Below are 13,215 nucleotides of genomic sequence, written 5' to 3'. Positions count from 1 at the left end.
CGACGGACAACCGTCCGTCGCGCCACCGCCTTGTCCGCATACGTTCTTCCCGCTGCGAGCCGCCGGGTCAACGGCGGCTCCCCATGCGGGAGATCGGGGGTGCACTCGTGCGTATCGGACTGCTTACGGAGGGTGGCTATCCGTATGTGAGCGGTGACGCCAGGTTCTGGTGCGACCGGCTCGTGCGCGGGCTCGGGCAGCACGAGTTCGACCTCTACGCGCTCAGCCGCAGCGAGCGCCAGGAGGACGAGGGCTGGCTCCCGCTGCCGCCGCAGGTCAGCCGAGTGCGGACGGCCCCGCTGTGGACGGCGCGGGACGACGGTGTCGGGTACGGGCGGCGGGCGCGGCGCCGGTTCGCCGAGTGCTACGGCGAGCTGGCCGCCGTGATCTGCGGCTCCGGTGCCTCCACGGAGACGCCGACCGCCGAGGCGGACCGTTTCCGCAACGCGCTGTACGGGCTCGCCGAACTCGCCCGTGACGAGGGCGGGCTGGTGGGAGCGCTCCGCTCCGAGGGCGCCGTACGCGCCCTGGAGCGCGCCTGTCGTGCGCCGGGCGCGCTGCGGACGGCGCGCGAGGCGCGCGTACCTGATCTGCTCACCGTGGCCACCCACCTGGAACGCGCCCTGCGCCCCCTCTCGCTCGACTGGTACGAGGACGACGGACTCGGCGCCGTCGACCTCTGCCACGCGACCTCCGGCGGCCCCGCCGCCCTTCCCGCCCTGCTCGCCCGCCACTTCTCCGGCGTACCGCTGCTGCTGACCGAGTACGGCGTACGGCTGCGCACGCACTACCTCGCCGCGACGGACGCCCCGCCCGCCGTCCGGTCCCTGCTCGCCGCTTTCCAAGGCCGCCTCGCCACCGAGATCTACGACCGCGCCGCAGTCGTCACGCCCGGCAACGCGCACGCCCGCCGCTGGCAGGAGCGCTGTGGCGCCGACCGCGCCAAGATCCGTACGGTCTACCCGGGCATGGACGCATCCCCTTTCGCGGAGGTGGGCGAGTCCACGGAGGGCGCCGACCCCAACACCCTGGTGTGGGTCGGCCGGGTCGAGCCCGCCAAGGACCTGGTGTCGCTGCTGCACGCCTTCGCCGAGATCCGCAAGGACGAGTCGAAGGCCCGACTGCGGATCGTCGGAATCCCGGCCGGCCCCGAGGGTGAGGCCTACCTGGGGCACTGCCGGGCGCTCGCCGCCCAGCTCTTCCCCGACGAGGCCGAAGGCCCGCACTCCGTCGGCGACAACCCGGTCTCCTTCGAGGAGATCGGCGGCCCGGAACTGCCGACCCTGGCCGACGCGTACGCCGCCGGCGCCGTGACCCTGCTGTCCAGCGTCGTCGAGGGCTTCCCGGTCGGTCTGGTCGAGGCCATGTTCTGCGGGCGCGCCACGGTGTCCACCGACGTCGGCGCGGTCGTCGAGATCATCGGCGGCACGGGGCTCGTCGTACCGCCGCGCAACCCCCGGGCGTTCGCTGAGGCGTGCGTGGCGCTGCTGCGCGACCCCGAGCGCCGGGCGCGCCTGGGCGCGGCCGCACGCGCGCGTGCGCTCGAACTGTTCACCGTCGAGCAGAACGTCACGGCATTTCACGGCATTTACCTGGAGATCGTCTCGCGCACGCCGGTGCGCAGGGTCGTCCTCGACGGCGCCGGTGAGCCACGGCCCTTCGCCGCCCCGGCCGAGGCCCACGTCCCCGGCCGCTACACGCGCGTGGTGGCACGCGGCGGCCCCTCCTGGGCGGATGGCACCCCGGTACGGGCCACCACCCCGGCCGCGGAGGGGGCCCGATGAGCGGCCTGGGAGAACTGGACCACCCAGGCACGCCGGAGAGCCCCGGCGCCTGGGACGAGCGGTCAGAGCAGTGGATCACGCCCCCTGCCGAAACGGCCTCCGCTCCGCCCCGCCGCACCACCGCCGACCCGGTGCGAGCGCTGATGCACCGTCACCGGGACCTGTGCGAAGGAGCCGTGGACCCCCTGGAGATCGCCGCCGGTCTGGAGGCGCACGGCGTCACCGACCGCACCGCGGCCCGCTTCCGCCACCGGGACGTGTTCTCCCTGGCGGAGGAGATGTTCGCCCGCGCCGCCCACAACGAGGACCCACAGCACCGGCCCACCCCGACCCCCCGGGTACGCGCCGACTGGGTCCTGCTCACCCTCCTGCCGGGCACCGTCGCCACGGCGACCACGGCAGCCCTGCGCCTCACCCACGGCCAAACCCGCCTGGCCCTCGCCGCAGCAGGCATCCTCGCCCTGGCCCTCAGCGCCCGAGTCGCCCTCTCCCGCGGCCCCCTGGCCACCCCCCGCACTGCCACGAGCGCCTGGACGTACTGGCTCATCGCCTACACCGTCCTCGGCGACGGCCTCCTCCACGCGGCCATCACCGGCGGCCCCGACGCCCCACCCACCACCACCGCCTGGCCCATCACCACGGCCCCGGCCCTCGCCCTCGCCTGGTCATTGGCCCCCGCGGCCTGGACCACCCACCTCTTCACGACCCGAGCCCGCCACAGACTGCCCACAAGCCGCGGCCTACAGGACTTCGCCACCGCAGTACGCCCCGTCTTCCTGGGCACCTTCGCTCTCTACCTCGCCACCCTGACAGCCCTCTGCACCGCCACCCTCCCCGAACCCCCTGCCTACGCCCAGACCCTCCCCCTCGGCGCCCTGCTCCTCCTGGCCCGCCTCCTCACCATCCACGGCTTCCCCCGAGCCCCCAGGCTCGCCCTGGCCGCCGCAGCGACAGCCGAGGCAACGGCCCTGGCAACCCCCTTCGCTGCCCGCCTCCCCGGCTACGCCTTCCTGGCCACCCCCGTAGAGACCCTCGTCGACACCTGGGGCCCCGCCGCCGTCCCCGCCCTCACCTGCACGGCGGCAGCACTGCCCCTCCTGATCCACGCGACCCGCACCCTCACCAGGGCCTCGGCCCACGCGCCCGCGGAGCCCCAGTGCTGAGCCGCACCCGCGTACGGCGCGGAGGGGACGTGGCGGGGAGTGTCCGCCCGCTGCGGCGGGCGTCAACACCGCGCACCGCTACACCAACGGAACCGCCCGACCGAGGACGGACACCCCCCGCCACGGCCCCGCCCCACTCACCGCCCAGGCGCGCCGCGCACCCCCACGGCCCCGGCACATGCGCCGCAGGCACATCCGCCCCCGCAGCCGCAGGCACGCGTGGCCGTCGAGGCCCGCAAGCGTCCGCCCGCGCAGCGGCAGGCTCGTCCAGCCGCAGCCGCAGCCGCAGCCGCAGCCGCAGCCGCCGCAGCCCCGCCCGCAAAGCCGTCGACGCACCCGGCCGACAGGCCGCCCGCACACCCACCCCCCAGCCCGCCACCCCCCGGTGCCCCAAACCCGGCGCCCCGCCAAAGCGCCGCAGGCACCCGCACCGCCCCCTCCAAAGGAGAACCCCAGATGATCACCTCCCGACCCGACGCCTCGGCCCCGGGAGCCGCCCGATGAGAGTCCTGCTGATCGGAGCCAACGGCTACCTCGGCCGCTTCGTCGCCGACCGCCTGCTCGCCGACCCGGCCGTCCAGCTCACCGCCCTCGGCCGCGGCGACGACGCCGACGTCCGCTTCGACCTCGCCGCGGGCAGCCCCGGCGCCCTCACCCGCTTCCTCGACGCGGTCCACCCCGGCGTCGTCATCAACTGCGCCGGCACCACCCGCGGCGGCGCCCGGGAACTCACCCGCCACAACACCGTCGCCGTCGCCACCGTCTGCGAGGCCCTCCGCCGCAGCGGCTGCGGCGCCCGGCTCGTCCAGATCGGCTGCGGCGCGGAGTACGGCCCGAGCCAACCCGGCTCCTCCACCGCGGAGGACGCCGTGCCCCGCCCCGGCGGCCCGTACGGCGTCAGCAAGCTCGCCGCCACCGAACTGGTCCTCGGCTCCGGCCTGGACGCGGTCGTGCTCCGCGTCTTCTCCCCGGCCGGCCCCGGCACCCCCGCCGGATCACCGCTCGGCCGCCTCGCGGAGGCCATGCGCCGCGCCATGCAGTCCGGCGACGGCGAACTCAAGCTCGGCGGCCTCGGCGCACAGCGCGACTTCGTCGACGTACGTGACGTGGCCCGCGCGGTCCACGCCGCGAGCCTCTCCGCCGCACAGGGCGTCATCAACATCGGCTCGGGCCGCGCGGTGCGTCTGCGCGACGCCGCCACCACCCTCGCCCGCGTCGCCGGATACGGCGGCGCACTGCACGAGCTCGACGGCCCGCCCGGACCGCTGCGCGCCGCCATCGGCCACCCGCGCGCGGACTCCGACCACGCGGCCCCGGTGGCGTACCCGTACCCCGACGGCTGCGGCAGCTGGCAGCAGGCCGATGTGCGCACCGCGCGCGACCGGCTCGGCTGGCGGCCCCGGATCAACCTCGAAGAGTCCCTGGCCGACATCTGGATGGAGGCGGCATGCCGCATCTGACCAGCACCACAGCAGGCACCACGAGCACCGGCGTCCGCACCGGCTTCGGCGTCCCCGGATACGCCCACCCCCTTGTCGCTCCCACCGAGTGGGGCGAACTCGCCCGCCCCGGAACCCCGCTGCACTGGGTCGTCCTCAACGTCGCCGACGGCCCCGGCAGCCGGCCCGACCCGCACTGTCTGGAGGCGGCCGGACGCCTGCGCAACGCGGGCGTGAGCGTCCTCGGCCATCTCGACGCCGCCCGCGGAGCCCGCGGCTTCGTCGAACTGGTCCATGACGCGAACCGCTACCTCGACTGGTACCAGGTCGACGGCTTCCTCGTGGACCGCTGCCCGACCGAGCGCGCCTGTCTCCCGGCGATCCACCGCACCGTCACCACCCTGCGCACGGTCCGGGAGGACGCCCACATCGTCCTCGGCCACGGCACCCACCCGTATCCCGGCTACGCCGAGTGCGCCGACCAACTCGTCACCTTCTCCGGGTCCTGGAACGAGTACCGCTGGTCGCAGGTGGCGGAGTGGACCGCCGACCATCCGCCCGAGCGCTTCTGCCACCTGGTCCATGGAGTGCCCCGCCCGCACCTGGAGGAGGCCTTGCGCATCGCCCGCTGGCAGGGCGCGGCGACCGTCTGGTTCACCGACCGCACGGGCCACGGCGGACGCACCGACCCCTGGCAGACCATGCCCGGCTACTGGGACGAGATCGTCTCGCGGATCGGGACGGGTGTCTCGGAATGAAGAAGGCCGTGGCAGTGTTACAGGGAGAACAACTGTAGTGATTGACCGATCAACGGAGTCCCCGTGTCGCTGCCACCCCTGGTCGAGCCAGCCTCTGAGCTCACCGTAGACGAGGTCCGCAGGTACTCCCGCCACCTGATCATCCCGGACGTCGGGATGGACGGGCAGAAGCGGCTGAAGAACGCCAAGGTGCTCTGTGTCGGCGCCGGCGGCCTGGGCTCGCCGGCGCTGATGTACCTGGCCGCCGCGGGCGTCGGCACCCTCGGCATCGTGGAGTTCGACGAGGTCGACGAGTCGAACCTGCAGCGCCAGATCATTCACAGCCAGGCCGACATCGGCCGCTCCAAGGCCGAGTCCGCCCGTGACTCCGTCCTCGGCATCAACCCGTACGTGAACGTGATCCTTCACGAGGAGCGGCTCGAGGCCGACAACGTGATGGACATCTTCAGCCAGTACGACCTGATCGTCGACGGCACGGACAACTTCGCCACCCGTTACCTGGTCAACGACGCGTGCGTGCTGCTGAACAAGCCGTACGTGTGGGGCTCGATCTACCGCTTCGACGGTCAGGCCTCCGTCTTCTGGTCCGAGCACGGCCCCTGCTACCGCTGCCTCTACCCGGAGCCCCCGCCGCCGGGCATGGTCCCCTCCTGCGCCGAGGGCGGCGTGCTGGGCGTGCTGTGCGCGTCCATCGGCTCCATCCAGGTCACCGAGGCCATCAAGGTCCTCACCGGCACCGGCGAGCCGCTGGTCGGCCGACTGATGATCTACGACGCCCTGGAGATGCAGTACCGCCAGGTCAAGGTCCGCAAGGACCCGAACTGCGCCGTCTGCGGCGAGAACCCGACCGTCACCGAGCTCATCGACTACGAGGCCTTCTGCGGCGTCGTCTCCGAGGAGGCCCAGGAGGCTGCGGCCGGCTCGACGATCACCCCCAAGCAGCTCAAGGAGTGGATCGACGACGGCGAGAACATCGAGATCATCGACGTCCGCGAGATCAACGAGTACGAGATCGTCTCGATCCCCGGCGCCAAGCTGATCCCGAAGAACGAGTTCCTCATGGGCACCGCCCTGGAGACCCTCCCGCAGGACAAGAAGATCGTCCTGCACTGCAAGACGGGTGTCCGCAGTGCGGAAGTCCTCGCGGTCCTGAAGTCCGCGGGCTTCTCCGACGCCGTCCACGTGGGCGGCGGCGTGATCGGCTGGGTCAACCAGATCGAACCGCACAAGCCGGTCTACTAGACCCAGGCTCTCCCGGAAAGGGCTCGGCACGGTGCGTGCCGGGCCCTTTTCCGTCGCCCTGGCGAGAAGCGCCTCAGGTGCCGGAGCCCGGGCTACGAGGAGCAGACCTTCCCGTCCCGCGGCACCGTCCCGTCCAGCAGGTACGCGTTCACCGTCGAGTCGACGCAGTCGCTCCCGCTTCCGTACGCCCCGTGTCCCTCGCCCTTCCAGGTGAGCTCCACACCGACGCCCTTGCCCAGTTCGTCGGCCATCTTCCGGGCGCCCTCGTACGGCGTCGCCGGGTCGCCGGTGTTGCCGACCACCAGGATCGGCGCCGCACCGGCCGCGCTCACCTCCGGGGTGTCGTACTGCCCGGAGACCGGCCAGTCGTGGCACCAGCCGGCCGTGTCCCAGCCGAGGAAGTCCCCGAACACCGGCGAGATCTTCTCGAACGTCGGCAGCAGCTTCTTGGTCTGTTCGGCGGTCGGCCGCTGCCTGTCGTCCAGGCACGATATGACCCGTTGCGAGTGGGTCGTCGTGCCGTAGTGCCCGGAGGCGTCGCGTTCGTTGTAGCCGTCGGCGAGTTGCAGCAGCTCCGAGCCGTCGCCCTGGTGCGCCGCGTCCAGGGCGCTGGTCAGGGTCGGCCAGCCGGACTTGCTGTACAGCGGCAGGACGATGCCGGTGAGGGCGAGCGACTGGGTCAGCTTGCGACCGGACGACGTCGGCAGCGGGGCCGCGTCGAGCCGCTTCACCATGTCCGCGATCTTCCGGGTGCCCTGCTTCGGGTCCTGGCCGGTCGACTTCAGGTAGTCGTCCAGGGCCCGCTGGAACCCCCTTGCCTGGTTCTCCGCGTGTCCCACCGAGTCGGCGGTCGGGTCGACGACCGCGTCCAGGATCAGCCGCCCCACGTTCTTGGGGAACAGATGGGCGTAGACACCGCCCAGCTCGGTGCCGTACGAGATGCCGAAGTAGTGCATTTCGGTGTCGCCGAGTACCTGGCGCATCAGGTCCATGTCGCGGGCGGTGTCGGTCGTCGACACGTGCGCCAGCAGACTCCCGGCGGCCTTCTGGCAGCCCTTGCCGAAGGAGACCGCGTCCTGGAAGTACGCGTTCTCCTCGGCCGCGGTGTCGGGTGTGGCGTCGATGTCCTCCGCGGCCTGGATGGCCTTGTCATTGCGGCAGCGCACGCCCTCGCTGGCGGCCACCCCGCGCGGGTCCCAGCTCACCAGGTCGTAGCGCTCGCGCAGCTTGGACACCGTGGCCGCGTACTGCGGCATCATGGACACGCCCGAGCCGCCCGGGCCGCCGAAGTTGAACAGCAGCGAGCCGATGCGCTTGCCCCCGTTCGCCCGGGCGCGGATGAGGGCGAGGTCGATGGTGCGACCGTCCGGCTTCGACCAGTCCAGCGGGGCCTTGAGGGTCGCGCACTGCCAGTCGCTGCCCGGGGCGGGGGAGTCCGCGGTGGCCTTGCAGCGCCCCCAGGCGAGCTTCTGCCCGGTCAGTGAGGACGGCAGCGCGGCGGTCGTACCCGAGGAGCCGGCCGACGGCGAGGCGGCCGCGGTCGTCTTGCCGCCTCCCTTATCGCTCTTGTCGTCGGACGACGAGCCTCCGCCACATCCGGCCACCAGCAGTGCGGCGGCGGCCCCGAACGCCGTCCACCGTACGAATCGCGCCATGTGCGTTCCCCCCTGAAAGGCCGTCCGCACCGTGCGGCGAACGGCTGTCCGGCCATAGTAGGCGGAGCACGTCGGACCCGCGCAGTCCTGTGGATAACCTTCTGACCTGCGCATTCAACCGGAATCCGGTCGGCCGTCAGGAGCAGACGGTTCCGGCCGGCGGCACCTTCCCGTCCAGCAGATAGCCGTTCACCGCGCTCTGCACGCACTTGTTCTTGCTGTCGTACGCGCCATGCCCCTGGCCCTTGTACGTCAGCTCGACGCCGACGCCCTTGCCCAGCGCGTCCACCATCCTGCGCGCGCCCTCGTACGGCGTGGCCGGGTCACCGGTGTTGCCCACGACCAGGATCGGCGCGGCACCTGGCGCGCTCACGTCGGGGTGATCGGCAGCGCCCGCGACCGCCCAGTCGGTGCAGCTGAGCATGCCCCAGGCGAGGAAGTCCCCGAACAGCGGAGAGGCGGCCTGGAACTCGGGCAGCTTCCCCTCCACGTACCCGGGGCTGTAGCGGGGCTTCTCGTCGGCGCAGTTGATGGAGATGTTGGCCGCGGTGATGTTGCTGTACTCGCCGTTCTGGTTGCGCCCGTTCATCGAGTCGGACAGCAGCATCAGGACCTGGCCGTCGCCCTGGTACGCCTGCTCCAGGCCCTCGGTGAGGTATTGCCAGAAGTCCTTCGAGTACAGGGCCTGCGCGATGCCGTTGGTGGCGGCGCTCTGGGTCAGCTGACGGGGGAGGATGCCGGGGATCGGCTTGCTGTCGAGGTTCTTCAGCAGGGTGGCGATACGGTTCTTCACGTCCTGCGCGCTGTCGCCGACCGGGCACGGCTCGGCCTTCGACGTGCAGTCCTCGGCGAAGTTGTCGAGCGCCAGCTGGAAGCCCTTGGCCTGTCCGAGCGAGGCCTGCTCCGGGTTCTGCGTCGGGTCGACGACCGCGTCGAAGACGGCACGGCCCACGTGCCCCGGGAACAGGTGGGCGTAGACACCGCCGAGTTCGGTGCCGTAGGAGATGCCGAAGTAGTAGAGCTTCTTGTCACCCAGGATCTGGCGCATCAGGTCCATGTCACGGGCCGCGTCCGTGGTTCGCACATGGGGCAGCACCTTCTTGGAGTGCTTCTCGCAGGCCGCGTTGAACTTCTTGGTGTTGTCCAGGTACTCGGTGCGCTCGCCGGCGTCGTCGGGGGTCGCGTCCTGCTGGAAGTAGGCGTCGAGCTGCTGGTCGTTCTCGCACTCCACGGGTGCGCTGCGGCCGACTCCGCGCGGGTCGAAGCTGACCAAGTCGTAGCGGGTGCGCAGCTTCGCGTAGTCCGCTCCGAAGGCGGGCAGCGTGGTGACGCCGGAACCGCCGGGGCCGCCGAAGTTGAACACGAGCGAGCCGATGCGCCTGTTCGCGGCGCCGCTCGTTTTCGCCCGGATCAGCGCGATGCCGATGGTGTCGCCCTTGGGCTTGTTCCAGTCGAGAGGCGCCTTCATGGTGGCGCACTGCCAGGTGCCGCCGTTGGGCAGCGGCGAGGGGGTGTCGCCACCGCCCTCCGCCGCGTTCGGGGCCGGACAGTCCTTCCAGTCCAGTTTCTGCGCCGACAGGTCCCCGTCCTCGTCGTCGCCGCTGGTACAGCCGGCCAGCACGGAGGACAGCAGCACGGCGGTGGCGGTCAGCGCAGCGGCACGCGCGCGTGGATGCTTCGGCATGCTTCCATCCTGCGGTCGCCTCCGGTCCGGCGCTCGGGACACGGGCCGTATGAGGTACGCGCGCGTACGGCCTTCGTACCCCCGGCTGTCGTACTAGAGCGCGCCCTTGCGGGACAGCTGGTTGAAGGCCAGCCAGCCCGGCAGGACCGGCAGCCACAGCGTCAGCAGCCGGAACAGCAGCACGGCCGGGGCGGCGACCTCCTTGGGCAGGCCCACGGCGATCAGACCGACCGTCAGGGTGGCCTCCACCGCGCCGACGCCGCCGGGGGTCGGGGCGGCCGAGCCGAGCGCGTTGCCGGCGAGGAAGACGACGGCGACGCTGGCGATGCTGAGCGAGGTTCCCTGCTGGCCGAAGGCGCGGATCGAGGCGTCCAGGCACATCACGAAGCAGGCGGTCAGCAGCAGCATGCCGCCGATGCCGGTGACCAGCTTCTGCGGCCGCTGCAGCACGTCCAGCATGCGCGGCACGACACCCGCGAAGAGCGAGCGCACGCGCGTGACGACGAACTTCCGCAGGAACGGCACCGAGGTGACCACGAGGACGAGCACCGCCACGGTCAGCAGACCCGCGATGACCGTACGGGACGGCGACAGCGACGGCGTCTTCTCGGTGCCGGTCAGATAGCCGAACGACAGCAGCATGAGGATGTGGCAGCCGAGCCCGAACAGCTGCGAGGCGCCCACACTGGCGACCGCGAGCCCGGGCCGCACGCCTGCGCGTTGCAGGAAGCGCGTGTTGAGCGCCACACCGCCGACCGCGGCCGGCGCGACGATCTTGACGAACGACCCGGCGACCTGCGCCCCCACGGCCCGCAGGAACGGCACCCGCTCCGGCACGAACCCGAGCAGCGCCATCGCCGCCGCGAAGTAGCTGCCCGCCGAGAACACCACGGCCGCCAGCACCCAGCCCCACTGCGCGTTCTCGATCAGTGGCCCGAACTCGATGTGGGTGAGCTGCGTCAGCAGGAAGTAGGCGCCGATGGCGCCCGCGATGAGACTGATCAGGGTGCGCGGCCGCACCCGTTCGAGCCGGGCCGGCTCGACCGGCGCCTGCGGTCTGATGAGGAGCACCTGGTGCCGGATCTGCGTCAGCAGATCCTCCTCGCGCGCTTCCTCGATGGCCTCGTCGATGGCCCGCTTCTCGGCCCGCTGCTCCGCCCGTACGGCCTTCTTGTCGGGTTTCTCGAGTTCGGGGCGGGTGTGCTCCTCGGCCGCTTCCAGACGGGCCTGCTTGGCCTGCCGGGACGCCTCCAGGACCGCTTCCCGCTCGCGCTGGGCCCGCTCCCTGGCCAGCCTGCGCAGGGTCGCGCGGGAGGTGCGGCTGAGCGCGATGGGCTGCAGCATCGGCAGACAGTCGGCCACGGCGTCCGGGCCGAGCACGCCCACCGCCGAGGCCACCGCCCGCTCCGCGCCCACCCGCAGGCCGAGCGTCACCAGGAGCTGCGAGACGTCCATGCGCAGCAGCAGATCGCCGGCCGCGATCTCGCCGACCCGCAGGTCGGTCAGGATGACCGTGCCGGAACGATCCACCAGAATCGCGTCGCCCACCAGCCTGCGGTGCGCGATGCGCCGGGACTGCAGCGCCCGTACCTGGTGCCAGGTGTCGTGCAGCAGCGCGTCGGTGATCTCGTCGTCCGCCAGGGAGTCGAGCGTGCGTCCGCCGGTGTGCTCATAGACCAGCATCACCGCGTCCGGGCCGAGTTCGGAGGTCGCGATCAGCTTGGGGGCGTTGGCACCGGCCGCGATGGCCGCGTACGCCAGCAGCGCCTCCTGCTCCAGGGCCTGGCGCAGCGACTGGAGGCTGCTGCGGGTGGCGAAGCCGCGCAGGGTCAGGTTGCGCCACGCGCGGTAGAAGAAGCCCTGCGCCTGCTGCTCCCGGTCGACCACCGTGACGTCCAGCGGCGGGCCGTCCTCGAGGGTGACGAAGTAGCGCCGGCCCCGGTCTCCGGTCTCCGGGTTCTCCGGCATCTCCTCGCGGGCCGCCGTCACCGGGCGGAACCCCACGTGCCGCAGGCCCGCCATCAGCGTCCGCCCGGTGGGGCGGACATTGGGCGAGCCGACCGCGTAGAGCGTTCCGTAGGCGATGCTCCAGCCGATCAGCACCGTCAGGATGATCGAGAACGGTGTCGTGTAGCCGGTGACGAGCATGGAGAACGCGTCGAGGAGCAGCACGATCCACAGCACCGCGCGCCAGCGCGGCCGCCGGGACATGCCGACGGCGGTCATGTACGCGATGACCGGGGCGAGATAGCCGTGCACCGGGTCGGTCAGCGCGTGGATGTCGCCGGGGGAGGGCTGGGTGAGCGCCTCCTGGATGGAGCCCGGGGCGCCCTTGGCCACCCACAGGTCGGTCGCGAGCGTCACGCCGTGTGCCAGGACCGCCGCGAGCACACCGTCGGCGATGCGCAGCCCGTCCCGCTTGATCAGCCGCTCGATCGCGAAGGCGACCGGCACCAGCAGGATCGCGATGCTGGAGGCCAGCCCGGCGATCTTGATGAGCAGGTCGGGTGCCTGACCGGTGCCCTTGTTGATGTCCTGTTCGAGCCCCGAGGTGGTGCCGTGCGCGAACGCGGCGATCGCGAGGAGCAGGATGATCCCGAGCAGCCCGACCAGAAGGCGCATCAGGTCGGAGGGCCGGTGCACGCGCGCGGGCAGGAGCGGTTCGTCGCCCTCCACCTCGTCGATGTGGGCCTCTTCGACGAACTGCGCGTCGTCCCCGCCGGGTTCCTTCCCGGAGGCGTTCCCGGAGGCGTTCTCGGTGTCGGGGTCGGTGTCCGGGCGCGACGAAGCGTCGGACGCGTTCTGCGCGTCCTCCGGGTGCACACCCTGCTGCTTCATCGTCTCTTCTTGATCTCGTATCACCGGTCACCGCTCGCATGATGGTGGCATGTCCCACCGACACACGGGGGCATCAGGGTGCGGACGCGGGGGCGCACAGTCTGCCCGAAGGCGCGCGCGGGGGCGAGGGATACGCACAGTGGCCAGCGCGTCACACTGTCGGTGGGGTGCGGCAGGATGGGCCGGATGAGTGAGGAGAGCCTGCCGCCCGAGGACGGTCCGGACGCGCTGCCGGAGTACGCCGAGCGCGTCCTCGAGGTCGCCGAACTGATCCCGCCCGGGCGTGTCTTGACGTACGGCGACGTCGCCGAGTGGCTGGAGGAGGGCGGCCCGCGCCAGGTGGGCCGGGTGATGGCCCTCTACGGGGGAGCGGTGCCGTGGTGGCGCGTGGTCCGCGCGGACGGCGTCCTGCTCCCGGGGCACGAACTGCGCGCGCTCGATCACTACCGCGTCGAGGGCACACCGCTGAAGGAGGCGAGCAGGGCAGCCGAGGGCCATCTGCCGCGCCTCGACATGAAACGGGCGCGGTGGGACGGCGGCGGACGCGCGGAGGGTCACACCTGACAGCTTCCGCCATCGGGCGAACCCGTGTGTGACCCGTGATCCGTACGGGGGAAGCGGGGCACGTCCGTGCCATGACGTACGTTCGTGG

General features: G+C 72.0%; 9 protein-coding genes. 6 read left to right on the top strand and 3 right to left on the bottom strand.

Features of this window, described 5'->3' with window-relative positions; translation table 11 throughout:
* The first annotated feature begins 107 nt into the window (after nucleotides 1-107).
* The 5 genes from ACWCQ1_RS44605 to moeZ all read left to right on the top strand — a co-directional run bounded on the left by ACWCQ1_RS44605 (nucleotide 108) and on the right by moeZ (nucleotide 6,386).
* Nucleotides 108-1,784 carry a DUF3492 domain-containing protein gene (locus ACWCQ1_RS44605; RefSeq protein WP_451029170.1) on the top strand — a complete coding sequence of 559 codons (1,677 nt, stop codon included), beginning with the start codon at nucleotides 108-110 and terminating at the stop codon, nucleotides 1,782-1,784.
* A complete protein-coding gene (locus ACWCQ1_RS44600; RefSeq protein WP_358594144.1) occupies nucleotides 1,781-2,947 on the top strand; it encodes a hypothetical protein in 1,167 nt (388 codons plus the stop codon). Before ACWCQ1_RS44605 ends, ACWCQ1_RS44600 begins: the two co-directional genes overlap by 4 nt.
* A 500-nt stretch (nucleotides 2,948-3,447) precedes the next feature.
* Complete coding sequence (locus ACWCQ1_RS44595) at nucleotides 3,448-4,407, top strand: NAD-dependent epimerase/dehydratase family protein (RefSeq protein WP_358594141.1); 960 nt, start codon at nucleotides 3,448-3,450, stop codon at nucleotides 4,405-4,407.
* On the top strand, nucleotides 4,395-5,144 hold the full coding sequence (locus ACWCQ1_RS44590) for a spherulation-specific family 4 protein (protein WP_133044508.1): 750 nt from the start codon (nucleotides 4,395-4,397) through the stop codon (nucleotides 5,142-5,144). The genes ACWCQ1_RS44595 and ACWCQ1_RS44590 overlap by 13 nt, the downstream gene beginning before the upstream one ends.
* A gap of 63 nt (nucleotides 5,145-5,207) precedes the next feature.
* A complete protein-coding gene (moeZ, locus tag ACWCQ1_RS44585; protein ID WP_133044509.1) occupies nucleotides 5,208-6,386 on the top strand; it encodes an adenylyltransferase/sulfurtransferase MoeZ in 1,179 nt (392 codons plus the stop codon).
* Nucleotides 6,387-6,478: 92 nt separating this feature from the next.
* Here the strand turns inward: moeZ and ACWCQ1_RS44580 are convergent, their stop codons facing one another.
* The 3 genes from ACWCQ1_RS44580 to ACWCQ1_RS44570 form a co-directional block, all read right to left on the bottom strand.
* Nucleotides 6,479-8,041 (bottom strand): alpha/beta hydrolase, encoded by a 1,563-nt coding sequence (locus tag ACWCQ1_RS44580; RefSeq protein ID WP_451029169.1) that lies wholly within the window; start codon nucleotides 8,039-8,041, stop codon nucleotides 6,479-6,481.
* A gap of 136 nt (nucleotides 8,042-8,177) precedes the next feature.
* Entirely contained in the window at nucleotides 8,178-9,725 is a 1,548-nt protein-coding gene (locus tag ACWCQ1_RS44575) for an alpha/beta hydrolase (RefSeq protein WP_451029168.1), read from the bottom strand.
* Between the two features lie 93 nt (nucleotides 9,726-9,818).
* Nucleotides 9,819-12,563 carry a lysylphosphatidylglycerol synthase domain-containing protein gene (locus tag ACWCQ1_RS44570; RefSeq protein WP_358594130.1) on the bottom strand — a complete coding sequence of 915 codons (2,745 nt, stop codon included), beginning with the start codon at nucleotides 12,561-12,563 and terminating at the stop codon, nucleotides 9,819-9,821.
* Between the two features lie 186 nt (nucleotides 12,564-12,749).
* On the opposite strand from ACWCQ1_RS44570, the gene ACWCQ1_RS44565 reads away from it, so the two are divergent.
* Nucleotides 12,750-13,127 carry an MGMT family protein gene (locus ACWCQ1_RS44565; protein ID WP_451029167.1) on the top strand — a complete coding sequence of 126 codons (378 nt, stop codon included), beginning with the start codon at nucleotides 12,750-12,752 and terminating at the stop codon, nucleotides 13,125-13,127.
* Nucleotides 13,128-13,215: the final 88 nt, after the last annotated feature.

The sequence above is a fragment of the Streptomyces sp. NPDC002144 genome, assembly GCF_053593695.1.
The sequence above is the reverse complement of the archived record's forward strand: the minus strand, read 5'-3'. Positions and strand labels throughout refer to the sequence as shown.

Excerpts from the sequence above, each read along its gene's own strand:
- ACWCQ1_RS44575 (WP_451029168.1), bottom strand. The coding sequence starts at position 9,725 with ATGCCGAAGCATCCACGCGCGCGTGCCGCTGCGCTGACCGCCACCGCC.
- ACWCQ1_RS44590 (WP_133044508.1), top strand. The coding sequence starts at position 4,395 with ATGCCGCATCTGACCAGCACCACAGCAGGCACCACGAGCACCGGCGTC.
- ACWCQ1_RS44565 (WP_451029167.1), top strand. The coding sequence starts at position 12,750 with ATGAGTGAGGAGAGCCTGCCGCCCGAGGACGGTCCGGACGCGCTGCCG.
- ACWCQ1_RS44600 (WP_358594144.1), top strand. The coding sequence starts at position 1,781 with ATGAGCGGCCTGGGAGAACTGGACCACCCAGGCACGCCGGAGAGCCCC.
- ACWCQ1_RS44580 (WP_451029169.1), bottom strand. The coding sequence starts at position 8,041 with ATGGCGCGATTCGTACGGTGGACGGCGTTCGGGGCCGCCGCCGCACTG.
- ACWCQ1_RS44595 (WP_358594141.1), top strand. The coding sequence starts at position 3,448 with ATGAGAGTCCTGCTGATCGGAGCCAACGGCTACCTCGGCCGCTTCGTC.
- ACWCQ1_RS44570 (WP_358594130.1), bottom strand. The coding sequence starts at position 12,563 with ATGAAGCAGCAGGGTGTGCACCCGGAGGACGCGCAGAACGCGTCCGAC.